Annotated in this window: 22 protein-coding genes; 11 read left to right on the top strand and 11 right to left on the bottom strand. The window is 71.4% G+C overall.

Going from position 1 to position 18504, the window contains the following annotated elements:
- Position 1 precedes the first annotated feature (1 nt).
- Complete coding sequence (pspF, locus tag CRP50_RS20485) at positions 2 to 1012, bottom strand: phage shock protein operon transcriptional activator (RefSeq protein WP_097281058.1); 1011 nt, start codon at positions 1010 to 1012, stop codon at positions 2 to 4.
- 129 nt (positions 1013 to 1141) lie between these two features.
- On the opposite strand from pspF, the gene pspA reads away from it, so the two are divergent.
- The 3 genes from pspA to CRP50_RS20470 are packed head-to-tail and all read left to right on the top strand — an operon-like array spanning position 1142 to position 2434.
- Positions 1142 to 1825, top strand: a complete 684-nt coding sequence (pspA, locus tag CRP50_RS20480; protein WP_097281057.1) for a phage shock protein PspA — start codon at positions 1142 to 1144, stop codon at positions 1823 to 1825.
- 1 nt (position 1826) lies between these two features.
- The gene (pspB, locus tag CRP50_RS20475; protein WP_097281056.1) at positions 1827 to 2054 is read left to right on the top strand and encodes an envelope stress response membrane protein PspB; all 228 of its coding nucleotides are present in this window, start codon (positions 1827 to 1829) and stop codon (positions 2052 to 2054) included.
- On the top strand, positions 2051 to 2434 hold the full coding sequence (locus CRP50_RS20470; RefSeq protein ID WP_097281055.1) for a PspC domain-containing protein: 384 nt from the start codon (positions 2051 to 2053) through the stop codon (positions 2432 to 2434). Before pspB ends, CRP50_RS20470 begins: the two co-directional genes overlap by 4 nt.
- Before the next feature lie 122 nt (positions 2435 to 2556).
- Here CRP50_RS20470 and CRP50_RS20465 read toward each other — a convergent pair whose 3' ends face one another.
- Genes CRP50_RS20465 through CRP50_RS20455 form a run of 3 tightly spaced genes read right to left on the bottom strand, consistent with a single transcriptional unit; the run spans position 2557 to position 4132 of the window.
- Positions 2557 to 2841 (bottom strand): hypothetical protein, encoded by a 285-nt coding sequence (locus CRP50_RS20465; RefSeq protein ID WP_141415212.1) that lies wholly within the window; start codon positions 2839 to 2841, stop codon positions 2557 to 2559.
- A gap of 44 nt (positions 2842 to 2885) precedes the next feature.
- The gene (locus tag CRP50_RS20460) at positions 2886 to 3455 is read right to left on the bottom strand and encodes a DUF2064 domain-containing protein (protein WP_097281053.1); all 570 of its coding nucleotides are present in this window, start codon (positions 3453 to 3455) and stop codon (positions 2886 to 2888) included.
- Positions 3452 to 4132, bottom strand: coding sequence for a TIGR04283 family arsenosugar biosynthesis glycosyltransferase (locus CRP50_RS20455; protein ID WP_097281052.1), 681 nt, complete (start codon positions 4130 to 4132; stop codon positions 3452 to 3454). The genes CRP50_RS20460 and CRP50_RS20455 overlap by 4 nt, the downstream gene beginning before the upstream one ends.
- Before the next feature lie 147 nt (positions 4133 to 4279).
- Between CRP50_RS20455 and CRP50_RS20450 the strand changes: the two genes are divergently transcribed.
- Entirely contained in the window at positions 4280 to 4894 is a 615-nt protein-coding gene (locus CRP50_RS20450) for an FMN-binding negative transcriptional regulator (protein ID WP_097281051.1), read from the top strand.
- Here CRP50_RS20450 and CRP50_RS20445 read toward each other — a convergent pair.
- Positions 4881 to 5642 carry a hypothetical protein gene (locus CRP50_RS20445; protein ID WP_097281050.1) on the bottom strand — a complete coding sequence of 254 codons (762 nt, stop codon included), beginning with the start codon at positions 5640 to 5642 and terminating at the stop codon, positions 4881 to 4883. The two genes, CRP50_RS20450 and CRP50_RS20445, sit on opposite strands and share 14 nt — an antisense overlap.
- A gap of 155 nt (positions 5643 to 5797) precedes the next feature.
- On the opposite strand from CRP50_RS20445, the gene CRP50_RS20440 reads away from it, so the two are divergent.
- Entirely contained in the window at positions 5798 to 6901 is a 1104-nt protein-coding gene (locus CRP50_RS20440) for a PA0069 family radical SAM protein (RefSeq protein WP_097281049.1), read from the top strand.
- 7 nt (positions 6902 to 6908) lie between these two features.
- Here the strand turns inward: CRP50_RS20440 and CRP50_RS26385 are convergent, their stop codons facing one another.
- A complete protein-coding gene (locus tag CRP50_RS26385) occupies positions 6909 to 7520 on the bottom strand; it encodes a hypothetical protein (protein ID WP_097281048.1) in 612 nt (203 codons plus the stop codon).
- A gap of 120 nt (positions 7521 to 7640) precedes the next feature.
- Here CRP50_RS26385 and CRP50_RS20430 point away from each other — a divergent pair, with 120 nt between their 5' ends.
- From CRP50_RS20430 to CRP50_RS20420, 3 genes are all read left to right on the top strand, one after another.
- Positions 7641 to 9119: a cation:proton antiporter gene (locus tag CRP50_RS20430; protein WP_097281047.1), complete on the top strand. Its 1479-nt coding sequence runs from the start codon at positions 7641 to 7643 to the stop codon at positions 9117 to 9119.
- Positions 9112 to 9756 (top strand): ribonuclease HII, encoded by a 645-nt coding sequence (locus tag CRP50_RS20425; RefSeq protein WP_097281046.1) that lies wholly within the window; start codon positions 9112 to 9114, stop codon positions 9754 to 9756. Before CRP50_RS20430 ends, CRP50_RS20425 begins: the two co-directional genes overlap by 8 nt.
- Before the next feature lie 185 nt (positions 9757 to 9941).
- Positions 9942 to 11036 (top strand): site-specific DNA-methyltransferase, encoded by a 1095-nt coding sequence (locus tag CRP50_RS20420; RefSeq protein ID WP_097281045.1) that lies wholly within the window; start codon positions 9942 to 9944, stop codon positions 11034 to 11036.
- A 34-nt stretch (positions 11037 to 11070) separates the two neighbouring features.
- Here the strand turns inward: CRP50_RS20420 and CRP50_RS20415 are convergent, their stop codons facing one another.
- Positions 11071 to 12090, bottom strand: coding sequence for a lysylphosphatidylglycerol synthase domain-containing protein (locus CRP50_RS20415; protein WP_097281044.1), 1020 nt, complete (start codon positions 12088 to 12090; stop codon positions 11071 to 11073).
- Between the two features lie 111 nt (positions 12091 to 12201).
- Complete coding sequence (locus CRP50_RS20410) at positions 12202 to 12672, bottom strand: hypothetical protein (protein WP_097281043.1); 471 nt, start codon at positions 12670 to 12672, stop codon at positions 12202 to 12204.
- A 262-nt stretch (positions 12673 to 12934) separates the two neighbouring features.
- Here CRP50_RS20410 and CRP50_RS20405 point away from each other — a divergent pair, with 262 nt between their 5' ends.
- From CRP50_RS20405 to CRP50_RS20395, 3 genes are all read left to right on the top strand, one after another.
- Positions 12935 to 13540, top strand: coding sequence for an SAM-dependent methyltransferase (locus tag CRP50_RS20405; RefSeq protein WP_097281042.1), 606 nt, complete (start codon positions 12935 to 12937; stop codon positions 13538 to 13540).
- Between the two features lie 17 nt (positions 13541 to 13557).
- Positions 13558 to 13965, top strand: a complete 408-nt coding sequence (locus tag CRP50_RS20400; protein WP_097281041.1) for an HIT family protein — start codon at positions 13558 to 13560, stop codon at positions 13963 to 13965.
- Between the two features lie 124 nt (positions 13966 to 14089).
- Positions 14090 to 15100 carry an NAD(P)/FAD-dependent oxidoreductase gene (locus CRP50_RS20395; RefSeq protein ID WP_097281040.1) on the top strand — a complete coding sequence of 337 codons (1011 nt, stop codon included), beginning with the start codon at positions 14090 to 14092 and terminating at the stop codon, positions 15098 to 15100.
- Between the two features lie 171 nt (positions 15101 to 15271).
- On the opposite strand, the gene CRP50_RS20390 is transcribed toward CRP50_RS20395, so the two are convergent.
- The 3 genes from CRP50_RS20390 to CRP50_RS20380 are packed head-to-tail and all read right to left on the bottom strand — an operon-like array spanning position 15272 to position 18434.
- Entirely contained in the window at positions 15272 to 16087 is an 816-nt protein-coding gene (locus tag CRP50_RS20390; protein ID WP_097281039.1) for an amino acid ABC transporter ATP-binding protein, read from the bottom strand.
- Complete coding sequence (locus tag CRP50_RS20385; RefSeq protein WP_097281038.1) at positions 16084 to 17226, bottom strand: amino acid ABC transporter permease; 1143 nt, start codon at positions 17224 to 17226, stop codon at positions 16084 to 16086. Before CRP50_RS20385 ends, CRP50_RS20390 begins: the two co-directional genes overlap by 4 nt.
- Complete coding sequence (locus CRP50_RS20380; protein ID WP_097281037.1) at positions 17226 to 18434, bottom strand: amino acid ABC transporter permease; 1209 nt, start codon at positions 18432 to 18434, stop codon at positions 17226 to 17228. Before CRP50_RS20380 ends, CRP50_RS20385 begins: the two co-directional genes overlap by 1 nt.
- Between the last annotated feature and the right edge of the window lie 70 nt (positions 18435 to 18504).

The raw sequence follows: 18504 nt of genomic DNA, 5'->3' as shown, positions 1-18504 counted from the left end.
CTCAGCCGACGCCGTGCTTCTTCAGCAGGCGGCGGAAGCGATGATAGTCGAGGCCGAGGCGGGCAGCGGCGTCCTTCTGGTTGAAGCGCGCCGCCTCCAGCGCCTCGGCCAGCAGAGCGCCGGCGTGGGCATCCACCGCGGCGTCGAAGTCGTCGGGCAGCGGTGGCGCCGGGGCAGGGGAGGCGGAGGCCGGCGGCGACGGAGCGTCGGCCGGCAGGCGGCCGAAGGGGTCGATCTGCAGGGCCTCGACCGGCGCCTCGGGGTCTTCGGCCAGGGCGACGGCCCGTTCCACCGCGTTCTTCAGCTCGCGCACGTTGCCCGGCCAGGGGTGGGCCAGAAGCTGCGCCAGCGCGGCCTCGCCGAAGCCGGCGAAGAACGGGCGGCCGAGTTCCCGCGTCATGCCGCGGGCGAAGGTCTCGGCCAGCAGGGGGATGTCCTCCCGCCGCTCGCGCAGGGGCGGCAGGGGGACGACGGCGAAGGCGAGGCGGTCGAGCAGGTCGGCGCGGAAGGTTCCCGCCGCCGCCATGGCCGGCAGGTCGGCGTTGGTGGCGCCGATGACGCGCACGTCGACGCGCTGGGTGGTGCTGGAGCCGAGGCGCTGGAACTCGCCGTATTCCACGACGCGCAGCACCTTCTCCTGCACCTCCTGCGGCATGGTGCCGATCTCGTCGAGGAACAAGGTGCCGCCGTCGGCCGCCTCGAACCGCCCGAGCCGCCGCCGGGTGGCGCCGGTGAAGGCGCCGGCCTCGTGGCCGAACAGCTCGGCATCCAGCAGCGTCCCGCCGAGGGCGGCGCAGTTCACCGTGACGAAGGGCCTGTCCCAGCGCGGCGACAGGTAGTGCAGGCGGGCGGCGACCAACTCCTTGCCGGTGCCGCGCTCGCCCATCACCAGCACCGGCCGCGGCACCGGCGCGAGCGCCGACACCGTCGCCAGCATGGCGAGGAACGTGGGGGCCTCGCCCAGGAGCGGCGGCGGGTCGGGAATGACGGTTTTCGCTATATCATCGTCCATACCGCCATCATGTGGCGGAAATCGCCATGGCGCAAGGGGGCGGTGCCCTGGATTTCCGCGGTCTCGCGGTTTGGCACGCCGGCTGCAAACCCTGTCGTCGACACCGAGTTTCAGTCCCTGGAGACATCCATGAGCATCTTTTCGCGCCTGTCCGACATCATCAACAGCAACATCAACTCCATGCTGGAGCGGGCGAAGGACCCCGAGAAGATCATTCGCCTGATCATCCAGGAGATGGAGGACACGCTGGTGGAGGTCCGCTCCACCGCCGTGCGCCTCATCGCCGACAAGAAGGAGCTGGAGCGCAAGATCGGCCGCCTGGAGGCCGAGCGCGACGAATGGCAGCGCAAGGCCGAACTGGCCCTCGAAAAAGACCGCGAGGATCTCGCCCGCGGCGCCCTGGCCGCCAAGGCCCGCGCCGTCGAGACCCTGAAGATCCTGCACGAGGAAATCGCCGCCCTCGACGAGGCGCTCGCCAAGCAGAACGAGGATCTCGCACAGCTGCAGGCCAAGCTGGCCGACGCCAAGGCGCGCGAGAAGGCACTGGCGACCCGCCACACCGTCGCCTCGTCCCGCCTGAAGATGCGCGGCCACATCCACGACGAGCGCATCACCAACGCCTTCGCCCGCTTCGAGGAAGTGGAACGCAGCCTCGACGAGATCGAGGGCAAGGTGGAGTCCTACGACCTCGGCCGGCGCCGCTCGCTGAGCGAGGAATTCGCCGAACTGGAAACCGACTCGGCGGTCGAGGACGAACTGGCGCAGCTGAAGGCCCGCGTGAAGGGGTCGGCGGGCGGAACGACGGGGGCCTGACATGGAGTTCGTCGTGTTCGTCCTGGGCTTCCTGGCGCTCGCGGTGGTCGCGCCCATCGCCATCATCGGCCACACCATCGTGCGCTGGCGGGCCATCCGGACGCTCTCGGCCGAGGAGGAACGCACCATGGCGGACCTTCTCGGCACCGCCGACCGCCTGCGTGAGCGGGTGATCAACCTCGAACGCATCCTCGACGCCGAGGTGCCTGGCTGGAGGACCGAGCCGTGAGCAGCCGCGACGACCGCTACCGCCTCTACCGCAATCCCGACCGCGGCTGGATCGCCGGTGTCGCCGCCGGCATGGCCGACTACTTCGGCGCCGATGTCCGCCTGGTGCGGCTGGGCTGGGTGCTCGGCCTGATCTTCTTCACGCCGCCGGTGCTCATCGCCTATGTTGTGATGATCCTGGTGATCCCCCGCCGGCCGGACGCTTTGTTCGGCTCGGAGGAGGAGATGGGCCTGCGCCGCGCCGTCCACCTCGGCCCCCACGCCGCCCTGCGCGAGGCCAAGGCCAAGCTGCGCGACGCCGAGGACCGGCTGAACCGCCTGGAGGCCGCCGTGCTGTCGGAGGAGTTCCAGCTGCGCCGCAAGTTCCGCGACATCGGCTGACCGCCGCCGCCGTCCACGATCCTCTCTCTCTGTCCGTCGACCATGCCCGGGCCGCCGCCCGGGCATGGTTTTTCATGTCCGGCCCGCCGACCGGCCGAGCCGGGCGGCTTGGGCGTGACGCCTCACGGCCGCTCCGCCAGCGGGTCGTCGGGCAGGTCGGCGCTGCAGGCGCAGCCGGGGCCTCTCCTGCAGTCCCTGTCGCGCGCGATGCAACTGTCGCAGCACGGCTTGCCCTTGCTGCAGTGCTTGCAGCAGGACGACGCCACTTCGGCGGACGAGGCTTCCGGGGCTTCCGCCGCCGTCGTGGTGGCTTCGGGCCAGGGCGTCATGGGTGCCGGCTCGGGCGCCGCCGCGAGGGCAGGGACCGCCAGCAGAACCATCAGCACGAACACGAGAAACGGGCGCATCCTGTCCTCCCCCACCATGACGGACAACGGGACACCGATTCTCTCTATGCGGTCAAGTTCAGATTATACTCTTTATGGTCGCGCGCATCATCGACATCGCGCAGCACGGGGCCCAGGGCGGCACCCGGCAGCAGGGCCAGGGTGTCGGCGAGGGCATGCGGCGTCGACCAGCGCACGGGCGCAAGCGGCGGCACCGGGCGGCGGGCGCCGATGAGCCAATAGCCGCCGTCCGTCGCCGGGCCGAGCACCCACGGCGCCCGGCGCAGGGCCGCGAAGGCAGCGGCGATGTGCGCCGGTCGCACGGCGGGGATGTCGGCGCCGATCAGCACCGCCGGTCCCGGCAGGTGGGCGTTCAGGCAGCGCCGCATGCGGGCGCCGAGGTCGCCGCGGCCTTGGGTCATGCGCTCCACCCCTGTCGGCCGCCAGCGGTCGGGCGCCGCCGCCACCACCAGTCGCCAGCGCCGGTCGGCGCCTAGAACCCGCAGCGTGCGGGCCAGGGTGGTGCGGTAGAAGGCGGTGGCGCGCACCGGGCCGATGCCGGCCGCGAGGCGCGTCTTCACCCGCCCGAGCACCGGCTGCTTGGCGAGGACGATCAGCGTCGGCCGCCGCCTCATGCCGCCTTCCCGCCGCCGTAGAAGGCCAGCAGCCGCGCCGCCGGGACGCCCAGCCACCACAAGCCGAGGCAGGTCAGGTTGCGCAGCGGCCGCCGCAGCCAGCCGTCGCGGCGGTAGCGCTCGGCGGAGGTGACGGCGGCGGTGCGCAGCAGCCGCAGCCGGCGGCGCCCGAGGCGGCGCACCAGGTCCACGTCCTCCATGAGCGGCAGCGGCCGGTAGCCGCCGATCGCGTCGTAGAGCCGGCGCGGGATCAGCAGGCCCTGGTCGCCGTAGGGCAGCCCGAGCGCCCGCGCCCGCCAGTGCGCCAGCCGCTCCACCCGGCGGGCGCGCGGGTCGGCGTCGTCGAAGCGCAGGGCGAAGGCCGCCGCCGTGTCGGGGTGGGCCGCCATGTGCGCCTGCGCCTCGCTCCACCAGCCGGGGGCGAGGCGGGTGTCGGCGTGCAGGAACAGCAGCCACTCCGCCGTCGCCGCCGCCGCACCCGCCGCCAGTTGCGGACCCCGGCCGCGCGGCGCGGTCACCAGGCGGGGCGCCAGGGTCGGCGTGGCGTCGGTGGAGCCGCCGTCGGCGACGATCACTTCCGCCGCCGCGCCGGCCTCGGCCAGCGCCGCCAGGGTGGCGGGCAGGCCGGCGGCGGCGTTCAGGGTCGGGATGACAATGGACAGGCGGGGCGGCGGCATGGGCGGGTCCGCGGGGGAAGGGCTGCCGCCAAGGTAAGGGCCGCCGCGCCCGTGATCCAGAGGCTGGCGGCACCGCGGCTGAATGGCTCTTTCGTCATCCAGCTTTTACGCCACTCTGGGGGAGCCATTTCGTCATCGGAGCCCGCCATGTACGCCCCCGCCGCCTTCCGGATCAGCGATCCCGCCGACTGCCTCGCGCTGGTGGAGCGCCTGCGCTTCGCCAGTCTGGTGGTGACGGCGGACGGGCGGCCCCTGGCGGCGCACGTGCCGCTGCTGGTGGAGCGTGGCGAGGCGGGCGCGGTCCGCCTGATCGGCCATCTGGCGCGGGCCAATCCGGTGGCGCGGGCGCTCGCGGCGGCAGGTGCGCCGCTGCCGGCGCTGGCGCTGTTCGTCGAATCGGGCGCCTACGTCTCGCCGAGCCTCTATGCCGCCAAGGCCGAGCACGGCAAGGTCGTGCCGACGTGGAACTACGTCGCCGCCCAGGCCGCCGGCACCGTGACCGCCTGCGATCGTGACCGTACCCTCGCCATCGTCGCCGCCCTGACCGATGCCGAGGAGGCCGGGCGCGACCACCCCTGGGCGGTGAGCGACGCCCCGGCCGACTACATCGACGGCATGCTGAAGGCCATCGTCGGCATCGAGGTGGCCGTGGAGAGCCTGGAGGCGACGGCCAAGCTCAGCCAGAACCGCCCGGCCGAGGACCGCGCGGCGGTGACCGCCGCCCTGGCCGCCGGCCCGCTCGGCCCCTTCATGGCCGGCTGACGCGGGCACCGCCGCAGTATTCCGCGGTGGTATAGGCGGCGGCGATGCGCACGGTCGCGGCCGGCAGCACCACGAACTCGCTCGCCCCGCCCATGCCGTCACGCCCCCAGTCGTAGGTATAGCCGAGCCGTGTCCACGGCCGGCCGGCCAGGTGATAGGCGTCGCGGTAGAGGTCGGCCCACCAGCCGGGCTCGGCGGTGCGGCCGGCGGCGGGCGGGCCGCTGTCGACCTCGCAGGCGTGGTCGTGGATCTCGTCGTCGGGGCAGGGGCGGCGCAGGTCCGCCGGGCTCACCCACAGCTCGACGAAGACGTCGAAGGGCTGCGCCGGCGACAGGCCGAGGTACTGCTTGAGGCGCGGCGTCGGGTCCGGCGTCTCCAGGGCGTGGCAGAAATCGCGCACCTCGGGCGCCGCCGTAAGCCACAGGGTGGGCTTGCCGGCCGGCGTGGTGACGCGGGTGCGGCCGGCGAAGCGGTGGGCATAGGTTTCCTCCGACAGCCAGGCGAGCATCTTCACCCGCCCGTCGCGCCATTCGAGTCCCGGCGTGTCGGCGGCGATGGCGATCAGGTCGGTGCGCCGCTTGGCCGGCGTCGGCACCGCCGCGTCCTCCAGCGCCGCCTGCCACGGGTCCGGCGGCGGCGCCTCGGCCGCCAGCGCCTTGTTCAGCAGGGCCGACAGCCACAGTCCGGCGAGCAGCGCGAGCAGCGCCATGACGGCAAGCAGGGCATTCTTCAGGTTGTCGTCGTTCATCGCATCCTCCAGCGAAAAGGGCCTCCGCCGGAATAGGCGCAAGGCCGCCGCCGCGCCCCTGCCGCTTGCCATGGGGGTGTGTGATGATCTTGTTTTGTTCTCATTCTTCGGCCATGATGCGGCGGTGATCCCCCGAGGCTCCGCGAGCGAGGCCCATGACCACCGCCCCCGACACCCCGACGCCCAAGCGCGGCGCCGTCAGCAACGCCGTCGGCCGCTACGAGCGCTTCACCCGCGAGCGCGAGCCCGACGGCTGGGAACAGGCCCCCGTCGAGCCGGCGCCGGAGGAGGACTGGGACGCCCTGCCGCCGCTGCGCACCCACGTGCAGCGCGACGCCAGCCGCTCGATCCTCGCCCGCAACACCTCGCCGGACATCCCCTTCGACCGCTCCATCAACCCCTATCGCGGCTGCGAGCACGGCTGCGTCTACTGCTTCGCCCGGCCGACGCATGCCTACCTCGGCCTGTCGCCGGGGCTCGACTTCGAGAGCCGGCTGTTCGAGAAGCCCGACGCGCCGGCCCTGCTGGAGGCGGAACTGCGCCGCAAGTCCTACCGCTGCGCGCCCATCGCCATCGGCACCAACACCGACCCCTACCAACCCATCGAGCGCGACCGCCGCATCATGCGCGGCGTGCTGGAGGTGCTGCGCGACTACCATCACCCGGTGACCATCGTCACCAAGTCGGCGCTGGTGACGCGCGACATCGACATCCTGGCGCCCATGGCGGAACAGCGCCTGGTGCGGGTGGCGCTGTCGCTCACCACGCTCGACCGCGGCCTGCAGCGGGTGCTGGAGCCGCGGGCGGCGACGCCGGGCGCCCGGCTGGCGGCCATCAAGGCGCTGGTGGACGCCGGCATTCCGGCGGCGGTGATGGTGGCGCCGGTGATCCCGGCGCTCACCGACCACGAGATCGAGCGCATCCTGGAAAAGGCCGCCGAGGCCGGTGCCGACGCGGCGGGGTGGATCTTCCTCCGCCTGCCGCTCGAGATCCGCGACCTGTTCGAGGAATGGCTGCGCACCCATAAGCCCGACCGGGCGGAGCGGGTGCTGTCGCTCATCCGCCAGTCGCGCGACGGCACCTATTACCAATCGGCCTGGGGCAAGCGCATGACGGGGGAGGGGCCGATCGCGCAGATGATCGGCAACCGCTTCCGCATCGCCGCCCGCCGCTTCGGCATGGAGCCGCGCGACCTGGCGCTCGACACCTCCCTGTTCCGCCCGCCGCCCCGCAAGGGCGACCAGCTGGCACTGCTGTAGGCCCCGCTCAGCGCGGCGCCAGGCCGCGCAGGAAGGCGAGCGCCTCCTCCTTCACGTCGCCCGGCGCCGAGCTGCCGTCGGGCTGGCCGCACAGCAGCAGGCGGGCGGCGTGCTGCTTGCCGTTGGGCGTGTCCGGCCCGAAGGAGCCCTGGGCGAACAGGCAGGGCACGGCCCCCTGGTAGAGCGCCCAGTTGATGCCGTCGGCATAGCCGTCGCTGGCGCGCTGCAGGGTGCCGTCGCTGTTGCGCGCCACCACGGCGTCGGCGGCGGGCAGGAAGGCGTCGTGGGGGAAGGGCTTGAAGGCGGCCTCGCCGGGCAGGCTCTCGATGACCATGAAGCCGCGGCCGAGGTCCACCTGTTCCACCGTGCGGCCGTCGGGCAGGGCGGTGGCCTCCAGGCGGGCGACGCGCAGGGTTTCCGTCTCCGGCAGGACGTAGTGGCTGGTCTGCGCCGCCGCCGACAGCTCCGCCGGCGCCGGCGCCGGCGCCGTGTCGAGCGCCACCGGGGTCGCCGGGGCGGCCGCCGGCGCGGCCTCGCCGCCACCGTCGCCGCCGAGCCCGAGGGTGGTGCAGGCGGCCAGGGCGCCGGTGGCCAGGAGCAGCGGTAGCAGTCGCATCATCGTCGGGGTTCCCTCTCGATCCGAGGGCATTGTAACCGGCGGCGGCGGCGACACAAGACGGGCGCGCGCGGACCCGCAACCCCGTTCCCAGGCGCATCCACATCCGCTAAGGTGCCGGCCATGGAAGCCGCGCACGCCCATACCGACGTCACCGCCATCGCCGTCACCGCGCTCATCGCCATGGGCTGCGGCCTGATCCTGCATCGCCTGAAGCAGCCGGCCATCGTCGGCTACATCGTGGCGGGCGTGATCCTCGGCCCGTCCGTCCTCGGCCTCGTGCAGGACCGTGACAGCATCAGCCTGCTCGCCGAGCTGGGCGTGCTGATGCTGCTGTTCATCATCGGCCTCGAACTGTCGGTGCGGAAGTTCATGGCGGTGTGGAAGCAGGCGCTGGTCACCACCCTGATCCAGGTGGGCGGCAGCGTCGGCGTCATGCTGGTGATGCACGAGGTGGCGGGCTGGAGCCTCGGCATGTCGGTGCTGCTCGGCTTCGCGGTGGCTCTGTCGTCCACCGCCGTGGTCATCAAGCTGCTGCAGCAGACCGGCGAGATGGAAACCCCCGCCGGCCGCCTGACCGTCGGCATCCTCATCGCCCAGGACATGGCGGTGGTGCCCATGATGCTCGCCATCGCCATGCTGCACCGGCCCGACGAGGTGACCTACATGGACGGCGCGCGCATCGCCGCCGCCGTGCTGATCCTGGTCGGGCTCATCTGGTTGCTCCTGCGGCGCGAGGTGAAGCTGCCCTTCGCCGCCACCGTCGCCGAGCACACCGACCTCGCGCCGCTGGCCGCCTTCGCCCTGTGCTTCGGCGGCGCGGCGGCCTCGGGCCTCATCGGCCTGTCGGCGGGCTACGGCGCCTTCCTGGCCGGCCTGCTGCTCGGCAATTCGTCCATCGCCCGGCGCATGGAGCACGCGGCGCAGCCCATCCAGGCGCTGCTGCTCATGGTGTTCTTCCTGTCGGTCGGGCTGCTGCTCGACGTCGGTTTCGTGTGGGAGAACCTGGGCGCCGTGCTGGTGGTGCTGCTGTGGGTGACGGTGTTCAAGACGGCGCTCAACCTGGGCGCCCTGCGCCTGCTGCGCACGCCCTGGCCGCAGGCCTTCCTGGCCGGCGTGGCGCTGGCGCAGATCGGAGAGTTCTCGTTCCTGCTGTCGAGCCAGGGCCGGTCGCTCGGCCTGCTGGGCGCGCGGGAGGAACAGTTCGTCGTCGCCGTCACCGTGCTCAGCCTGATGTTCTCGCCGCTGTGGCTCGCCAGCATGCGCCGCCTGGGCACGGTGGGGCGGCGGCGCTTCAGCGGCCTCGGCGACCTGCTCGTCACCGTCTATGGGCACGAGGCGCGGCAGGTGCGCTGGGCGTCGCACTTCGCCCTCAGCCGTATCCGCGGCGAGGCGCCGCCCCTGCCGCCGCCGCCGCGTCCCGAGCCGCCGGAGCCGGAGCCGGAGCCTGACCCGCCGGCTCTCGAACCGGACCCGGAGCCCGACCCGCAGCTGGCCGCCCCGGCCGAAGGAGCGTCCGAGGTGGCGCCTGACGCCGGACCCGAACCGGAAAGCCCGGCGGACCCGACGCCGCCGGAGCCGGAGCCGCGCCGCGATGCCTGACTTCATGCTGGAATGGGCCGAGACGGGCACCGTCTGCGGCATCGACGAGGCCGGGCGCGGCCCGCTCGCCGGGCCGGTGGTGGCGGCCGCCGTCATCCTCGACCGCGACGCCCTGCCGAAGTCGCTGGTGGCCGGCCTCAACGACAGCAAGCAACTGACCGAGAAGCGCCGCGAGGCCCTGTTCGCCGAGCTGCACGCCTGCGGTGCCGCCCGCATCGGCGTCGGCGAGGCCTCGGTCGCCGAGATCGACACCCACAACATCCTGCGCGCCACCTACATGGCCATGGACCGCGCCTGCCATGCGCTCGGCTGCGCCGTCGACGTGGCGCTGGTGGACGGCAACCGGGCGCCACCGCTCAGCCTGGGCTGCGCCGTGCGCACGGTGGTCGGCGGCGACGGCCTCAGCCTGTCCATCGCCGCCGCCTCCATCGTCGCCAAGGTCACCCGCGACCGCGCCATGACGGCCCTCGCGGCGGCCTTTCCGGGCTATGGGTGGGAGCGCAACGCGGGCTACGGCACCGCCGAGCATCGTGCCGCCATGCGCGAGTTCGGGGTGACCATTCACCACCGCAGGTCGTTCGCGCCGGTGCGCGAGCTGCTGCCGGAGTGCGAATTCCCCACACTGTGGCAAAACTGACACATTCCCAATATCGTGGAGTCGTGCGACTCCATCGGTCACAAGATGCTGTGCCTTGGGTGCTGCCGAGTCGCGCTTCAGACGTCACTTCCGGTCATTCCCATAAGTGGCTGAGTCAAGCCGATTCTTGACCGGAGTCGCGGCATCGGCGAACCATCGTGTCACCCCGAAGGACACGAGACGCCATGACCAGCACCCTGAAGACCAACCGCATCTACGAAGGCGACTGCATCGCCATCCTCGAAAGCCTGCCGGAAAAGTCGGTGGACATGATCTTCGCCGACCCGCCGTACAACCTGCAGCTCGGCGGGGACCTGACGCGGCCGGACAACTCGCGGGTCGACGGGGTGGACGACGCCTGGGACAAGTTCGCCAGCTTCGAGGCCTATGACGCCTTCAGCCGCCGCTGGCTGACCGCCGCGCGCCGGGTGCTGAAGGACGACGGCACGCTGTGGGTCATCGGCAGCTACCACAACATCTACCGCGTCGGCGCCATGCTCCAGGACATGGGCTTCTGGATGCTGAACGACGTGGTGTGGCGCAAGACCAACCCCATGCCCAACTTCCGCGGCCGGCGCTTCACCAACGCGCACGAGACGCTGCTCTGGGTCTCCAAGCACGAAGACAGCAAGTACACCTTCAACTACGAAGCCCTGAAGGAACTGAACGAGGGCATCCAGATGCGCTCCGACTGGACCCTGCCGCTGTGCACCGGCTCGGAGCGCCTGAAGGACGCCGACGGCCACAAGGTCCACCCGACCCAGAAGCCGGAAGCGCTGCTCTATCGCGTGCTACTGTCGTCGACCAAGCCGGGCGACGTGGTGCTCGACCCGTTCTTCGGCACCGGCACCACCGGCGCCGTCGCCAAGAAGCTCGGCCGCAAGTGGATCGGCATCGAGCGCGACAAGGCCTACATCGAGGCCGCCCGCGCCCGCATCGCGGCGGTGGAGGAGGTGAAGGACCTGTCGCTGCTGGCGACGCCGTCCAAGCGCAGCGAACCGCGCGTGCCCTTCGGCACCGTCATCGAGCGCGGCCTGCTGAAGGCGGGCGACGTGCTCTACGATCCGCGCGGCCGGGCGGTGGCGCGCGTAAAGGCCGACGGCACCATCATCGCCGAGGAACACAAGGGCTCCATCCACAAGGTGGGCGCCGCCATCCAGAACGCGCCGTCGTGCAACGGCTGGACCTTCTGGCACTTCAAGGCGGGCGACCAGATGGTGTCCATCGACGTGCTGCGCCAGAAGCTGCGCGGCGAAATGGCCGGCGCCGGCCTCAACTGACGCAGGCGACCCTGGCGGCCGCCCCGGGGGGAGGTCAGGCCGCCAGTTCCTCCGCCGCCTCGTTCGGCAAACCGGGGGTCGGTGCCGGCGAGGCGGCGGGGGCTTTGCGATGGGTCAGCTCGAACAGGCCCATCATCAGCCCCGCCAGCAGCAGCGGCACCAGATTGTAGGTCAGGCGGTAGAGCAGGGCGGCGCCGATCACCTGCTCGGGCGGCATGCCCGGCAACATGACCAGGATGGCGCCCTCGAACACGCCCAGGCCGCCGGGCACGTGGCTGGCGATGCCGGCCATGAGGGCGGTGGTGTAGAGCCCGAGGTAGAGGATCACGTTGAGGTCGGCGTGCTCGGGCAGGAAGGTGTAGAGCACGAGCCCGGCGCAGGCGACGTCACCCATGGCGAGCAGGCCCTGCAACGGCAGCATCCAGCGCCGCGGCGGATCGAGCCGTAGGCCCGGCAGGGGCAGCGGCCGGCGCACCAGGAAGGTCCACACGGCGGCGACCGCCACCACGGCGATGCCGGCCAGCGCCAGCAGGTGCATCATCTCGACGGGCAGGGTGGTGATGGCGGCGGCCTGGCGGGGGCTCCACAGCAGGGCGACGATCATCCACAGCACGGCGCCGAGGCCGAAGCTGCCGCCGGTGAACACCATGATGCGGGCGATGGCGCCGGGGCTCACCCGCGCGCCCGGCCGATTGTGGGAATACATACGGTAGCGAATGGCGCCGCCGGTCACTGCGCCGAAGCCGACGTTGTGGCTGACGGCCTGGCTGACGAAGCTGGCGGCGAAGACCTTGTACCACGGCTGCCGGGCGCCGACCCAGCGCATGGCCATCATGTCGACCAGGCAGAGGCAGGTGTGGCTGAGGATGGAGAAGCCGAGGCCGAGCCAGACCGCCGTCGCCGGTACCCGGCCGGCGGCGGCCAGGATCTCGCTCAGGGTCACTTGCGACAGGGCGCGGTGGACGACGAAGACGGCGGCGGCGAGGATGCCGATCGCGAAGGCGACGCCGGCCCAGTGCAGGGCCTGCCGCAAAAACCGATTTCGATCATGCATGACGGTGCCCGCGTCCCCCAACGCCGCCCGCAGGCGGCTCGCGGGGCTCTTCCGGCCGCCGCGAGTCGGGACTATAGCGCCGCCGGGCTGCGGCGGCACCTTAAACTTCGGTCAGGCGGGGCAGGGCCGGGCGGCCGGCGCGGGCGTGCCGCCCACCACGTCGCGCGCCAGGTTGTCGGCCAAGCGGGTGAGCAGGTAGAGGGCGGCCTGCCGCGCCATGGGGTCGAGGCCGTTGGTCGCCACCGTGTCGATGCGGTCGAGCGCCGCCGTCAGCGCCGGGCGCAGCGGTTCGGCCTCGGCGGTGGCGGAGAGGTGGCCGTTGGCGGAGACGCTCACCAGGCCTTCCGCCGCCAGTTGGCCGATGGCGGCGTCGCGGGCATCGGCGGGGAGGCACCCGGCCGGGGCCGGCAGGGCGTCGGCCCGCAGGCTGGCGTGGTCGAGGACGGCGCTGAGGATCATGGCCTGCTCGCCGGTCAGGCCGAGGCGACCCACCCGCCGCTCGAACGCCTGGGCGGCGAGCCGGGCGACGGTGAAGACCTGACTGGCATGCGACGTGGTCAAGGCGGACAGAATGCCGGACATCGGACGAATTCCACTTGTGGATCGTGCCCGCGACCGCCGCCCCCGCTGCGTCCGCCGGCCGGATCCTGTGCCGAAGCTCGTCGGATCCGCCGCACCCCGTACCCTTTCGGGAACTCGGCACTCTTAACGATTTGGCAATGAACTATCAACCCACGATTTCGCTGCAATGCAAACCATGGCGGAGATTCCCACGGGGTGTTGCACGCCTGCCACGCGAGCGTCCATGGTAGCAGCGCCCATTGCTCACCGCCGCGAGGATCCGATGTCCGCTTCGTTCTGGGACGACAAGTTCGCCGGCCGAGACTACGTCTACGGCACCGAGCCCAACGCCTTCCTGGTGTCACAGCGCCACCGGCTGGAGCGCGGCATGGAGGTGCTGGCCGTCGCCGACGGCGAGGGGCGCAACGGCGTCTGGCTGGCCGGGGAGGGCCTGCGGGTGACGTCGGTGGACGGCTCGCCCGTGGCCGTGCAGAAGGCGCTCAAGCTGGCGCTCGACCGCCGGGTGAACATCCGCGCCCAGGTGGCCGACCTGACGGACTGGGTGTGGCCGGTCGGCACCTTCGACGCCGTCGCCGCCATCTACATCCACTTCGGCCCCGATCTGCGCCGCACCATGCACCATTCCATGTACGCCGCCCTCAAGCCTGGCGGCCTGCTGCTCATGGAGGTCTTCCACCCCGACCAGCTGGGCCGCGGCTCGGGCGGGCCGCCGGTGCGCGAGATGCTCTACGACGCCGCGACGCTGGAAGAGGATTTCCGCGGCATGGAGTTCCTGCTGCTCGAGGAGGTGGAGACCGAGCTGGCCGAGGGCCTGCTGCACCGCGGCCCCGCCTCCGTCACCCGCCTCGTCGCCCGCCGCCCCGCCTGAAGGAGCCTGCCGCCGCCATGACCCGCACCATCTTCACCCGCCTCATCGAGGGCGAGCTGCCCTGCGCCAAGGTCTACGAGGACGACCTGACCTTCGCCTTCATGGACGCCGGCCAGGTGAACCCCGGCCACGTGCTGGTCGCCCTCAAGCGCCCGGCCGAGACCCTGCTCGACATGACCGAGGACGAGGCCGCCGCCCTGTTCCGCACCGTCCACAAGGTGGCGAAGGCGGTGCAGGCGGCTTTCGCGCCGGAGGGGGTGACGGTGCTGCAGGCCAACCGGGCGGCCGGCTGGCAGACGGTGCCGCACGTCCACGTCCACGTGCTCCCGCGCCGCGCCGGCGACGGGGTGGAGCTGGGCTGGCCGCGCAAGGACCCGCCCATGGAGGATCTGCTGGCGCTGGCGGCGAAACTGCAGGTTCACTGATCGGTCATCGGATTGTGCATTGCACAATGACCGCCGCACCCCCAGTGTGAGGAGAGAGGAAACCACTCGTGCCGCAACGACCGTAAAGGCTGCGCACATTCGCACCTCGACCAGGAGCCGCCGCATGAGTCCCTCTTCCGCCCCCATCGCCGTGATCGGCGCCGGCATGGCCGGTCTCGCCTGCGCCCGGGCGCTGGCCGACGAAGGCCTGTCGGTGGTGATCTTCGACAAGGGCCGCGGCATCGGCGGTCGTCTCGCCACCCGCCGCCGCGACGGCGGGCTCGCCTTCGACCACGGCGCCCAGTACGCCACGGCGCGCGATCCCGCCTTCCGCGCCATGCTTGAAGCCGCCGCCGGCCACGGCACCGCCGCCGACTGGCCGGCGGCCTGGGCCATGCTGGGGGAGGAAGGCGTCACCCGCACCGGCGCCGCCGAACCCCGCTGGGTCGGCGTGCCGGGCATGAGCGGCCTCGTGCGGGAATTGGCGGAGGGGCTCGCCGTCCACTGCGGCACCCGCATCGAGCGTCTCACCCGCGACGACCGCGGCGCCTGGACCCTGCGCGCCGCCGACGGCACCGCCTACGGTCCGTTCCGCCGCGTCGTGCTGGCGGTGCCGGCGCCCCAGGCGGCGGAGCTGCTGGGCAATCTGGCGGCGGGCTTTCCCGCACTGGCCGCGGCGCGCTACGCCCCCTGCTGGGCCGTCCTGGCCGCGTGGGAGGATGCGCTCGCCCTGCCGTTCGATGCCGCCCGGCTGGAGGCCGACCCCGTGCTCGGCATGGCCGCCCGCACCGGCACCAAGCCGGGCCGGCCGGAGGGGCCCGACTGCTGGGTGCTGCACGCGACGCCCGAGTGGTCGCGCAGCCACCTGGAGGCGGCGGCGTCCGACGTGGCGGCGGCCCTGCTCGACCGCTTCCTGGCGCTGACGGGCGTGGCGGAGCATGTCGTCCACCTGGAGGCGCATCGCTGGCGCTATGCCCTGGTGGAGCGGCCGGCGGGGGCGGCGTTCCTGCACGATGCGGCGCTCGGCCTCGCCCTGTGCGGCGACTGGTGCCTCGGCCCGCGCATCGAGCTGGCGTTCCTCAGCGGCTACCATCTGGCGGCCGCGCTGCTGGAGGATCTGGTGGCGGTCGGGTGAGCGGATAAGCGAAAGGGCCGCTCCCTGGCGGAAGCGGCCCTTCGTCGATACTTCACCGGCGCGACCGCGCCGCGCGGCCCCTGCCGCGGGAGCCAAGCGCGCAACGCGCGCGCCCGGCGCCTGAGGGCCCTGGAGTGACCGACTTCGATCACTCCAGAAACACCTCCACCATCAGTGATGCTGGATGATCTGGCTGAGGAACTGCTTGGTCCGCTCTTCCTTGGGATTGGCGAACAGTTCCTTCGGCGTGTTCATCTCGACGATCTGGCCGTCGGCCATGAACACCACCGTGTCGGCCACCGAGCGGGCGAAGCCCATTTCGTGGGTGACGCAGACCATGGTCATGCCTTCCTGCGCCAGCTCGGTCATGACGTCGAGCACTTCCTTGATCATCTCGGGGTCGAGCGCCGAGGTCGGCTCGTCGAACAGCATGATCGAGGGCTTCATGCACAAGGACCGGGCGATGGCGACGCGCTGCTGCTGGCCGCCGGACAGCTGGCCCGGGTACTTGTTCGCCTGCTCGGGGATCTTGACGCGGCCGAGGTAGTACATGGCCGTTTCGATCGCTTCCTTGCGCGGCGTCTTCTTCACCCAGATGGGGCCGAGGATCAGGTTCTCCAGCACCGTCAGGTGGGGGAACAGGTTGAAGCTCTGGAACACCATGCCGACGTCCTTGCGGATCGCCTCGATGGCCTTGACGTCGTTGGTCAGGGTCACGTCGTTGACGACGATGTCGCCCTTCTGGTGCTCTTCCAGGCGGTTGATGCAGCGGATCATGGTCGACTTGCCCGACCCCGAGGGGCCGCAGACCACGACGCGCTCGCCCTTGCGGACGTTCAGGTTGATGTCGCGCAGCACGTGGAACTGGCCGTACCACTTGTTCACGCCCTGCAACTTGATCACCACCTCCTCGCCGGGCGCCGGGGTATTCGGCGCGTCGTCGGAGGGTTCCACGGTGGTGCGGGTGGGTTCGGTACCGTTGGTCATCGGCGGGTTCCCGTGTTCAGGCGGCGCTCCAGATACTGGCTGTAGCGCGACATGAAGAAGGCGAAGCAGAAGTAGAGGGCGGCGGCGAAGATGTAGCTCTCCGCATAGAACTGGCGCCACTCCGGATCGGCGAGCGCGGTCTTGGCGGTGGTCAGCAGGTCGTAGAGACCGATGATGATGACCAGCGACGTGTCCTTGAAGGTCGAGATGAACTGGTTGACCAGCGGCGGGATCACGATGCGCAGCGCCTGCGGCAGGATGATGAGCCGCGTCTTCTGCCAGTAGTTCAGTCCCAGGCTGTCGGCCGCCTCGTACTGCCCCTGCGGCAGCGACTGCAGGCCGCCGCGGATCGCCTCGGCGAGATAGGCCGAGGTGAACAGCGTGATGCCGGCGACGGCGCGCAGCAGCTTGTCGACGGTCACCCCTTCCGGCATGAACAGCGGGAACATGATGGAGGCCATGAACAGCACCGAGATGAGCGGCACGCCGCGGATCAGCTCGATGAAGGTCACGCAGACCGTCTTGATGGCCGGCAGGTCCGACCGCCGCCCCAGCGCCAGCAGCACCGCCAGCGGCATGGCCGCCACGATGCCGACGACGGACAGGATCAGCGTCAGCGGCACGCCGCCCCACTGGCTGTTCTCCACGTAGGTCAGGCCGAAGACGCCGCCCCACATGAGGATACCGCAGACCGTCAGGCCGACGGCCCAGGCCGCCAGCAGGCCCTTGTTCCAGAACCCCGGCCAGCAGCTGCCGGCGATGAGGCCGATGAACAGCACCACGGCGACCATGGGGCGCCACTGCTCGCCGAAGGGATAGAGGCCGAACAGGATGAAGCGGTGCTTCTGCTCCACGAAGGCCCAGCAGGCGCCGGCGCCTTCCACCTTGCAGGCGTCGGCGGTGTCCGACGACCACACGGCGCTGAGCAGCGCCCAGTCCACCACGGGCGGGATCGCCAGCCACAGCAGGTAGAGGCAGAGCAGCGTCAGGATGGTGTTGGGGATGGAGCTGAACAGGTGCTTGCGCGTCCAGCCCAGCAGGTCCCACGTGCGGGTGGGCGGATGGCCGGCGGTCGGCTCGTCCGGTTCCTCCGTGTGGGTGTAGGCGGGGTTGCGGAGTTCGCGTTCGTCGGTGCGCATCACTTGCGTCCCCCGCGCAGGGCGATATGGCCGTTGTACCAGTTCATGAAGGCGGAAATAGACAGGCTGACCGTCAGGTACACGGCCATGATGATGGCCACGCCCTCGACCGCCTGGCCGGTCTGGTTGATGCTCGTGTTGGCGGTCGCCACCAGGTCGGGATAGCCGATGGCGATGGCGAGCGAGCTGTTCTTGGTCAGGTTCAGGTACTGGCTGGTCAGCGGCGGAATGATGACGCGCAGCGCCTGCGGCAGCAGCACGAGGCGCATGACCAGCCCGCGCCGCAGGCCGATGGCGACGGCCGCCTCGGTCTGGCCGTAGGGCACCGCCAGGATGCCGCCGCGCACGATCTCGGCGATGAAGGCCGCGGTATAGAGCGTCAGGCCGACCAGCAGGGCCGCGAACTCGGGCGTCACCCGGGCGCCGCCGCGGAAGTTGAAGCCCGTCAGCTCCGGCACGTCGATGGCGGTCGGCGCCCCGGCGACGGCCCACAGGGCCAGCGGCAGGCCGATGAACAGCGCCACGGCGGGGCCGATCACGTTCGGCCGGCGGCCCGTCTCGCCCTGGATGCGGCCGGCGCGCCGGTTCAGCCACCAGGTGGCGACGGCGGCGAGCGCCAGGCCGACCAGGGCCAGCGTCCAGCCCGTCTCCCACACCGGATAGGGGAAGCGGAAGCCGCGGTTGGACAGGAAGAAGCCTTCCAGCGGCTGCAGCGCGTCGCGCGGGTGCGGCAGGGCCGTCTGGATCAGCGCGTACCAGAAGAACAGCTGCAGCAGCAGCGGAATGTTGCGCAGGCCTTCGACGTAGACCGACGCGAACTTCGCCACCAGCCAGTTGTTCGACAGCCGCGCGATGCCGACGATGGTGCCGAGCAGCGTCGCCAGCACGATGCCGATGACGCTGACCTTCAGCGTGTTCATCAGGCCCGCCAGCAGCACGCGGCCGTAGGTATCGGCGGGCGTGTAGCCGATGACGGACTCCGAGATGTCGAAGCCCGCCTCGCGTTCGAGGAACCCGAAGCCGGTGGCGATGTCGCGCGCCGCCAGGTTGGTGAGGGTGTTGTTCACCAGATAGGCGGCGATCGCGACGACCGCGCCGATGGTGAGGATCTGGTAGAGCACGGCACGGACGCGCGTGTCGTTGAGGAACGACCCGCTGCGGCCGCCCGCGGTGCTGCCCGTCCCGCGGGATGAGTTCTGTTCAGCCATGAACCTTCACGACCCGTAAAAAGGCCGATCGCCGGCGCCCTTTCCCACAAGGGCGCCGGCGACCGTGCGA

Source organism: Caenispirillum bisanense, from assembly GCF_900230255.1.
Taxonomy (GTDB): Bacteria; Pseudomonadota; Alphaproteobacteria; order Rhodospirillales; family Rhodospirillaceae; genus Caenispirillum; species Caenispirillum bisanense_A.
This window is presented reverse-complemented; position numbering and strand designations above follow the sequence as displayed.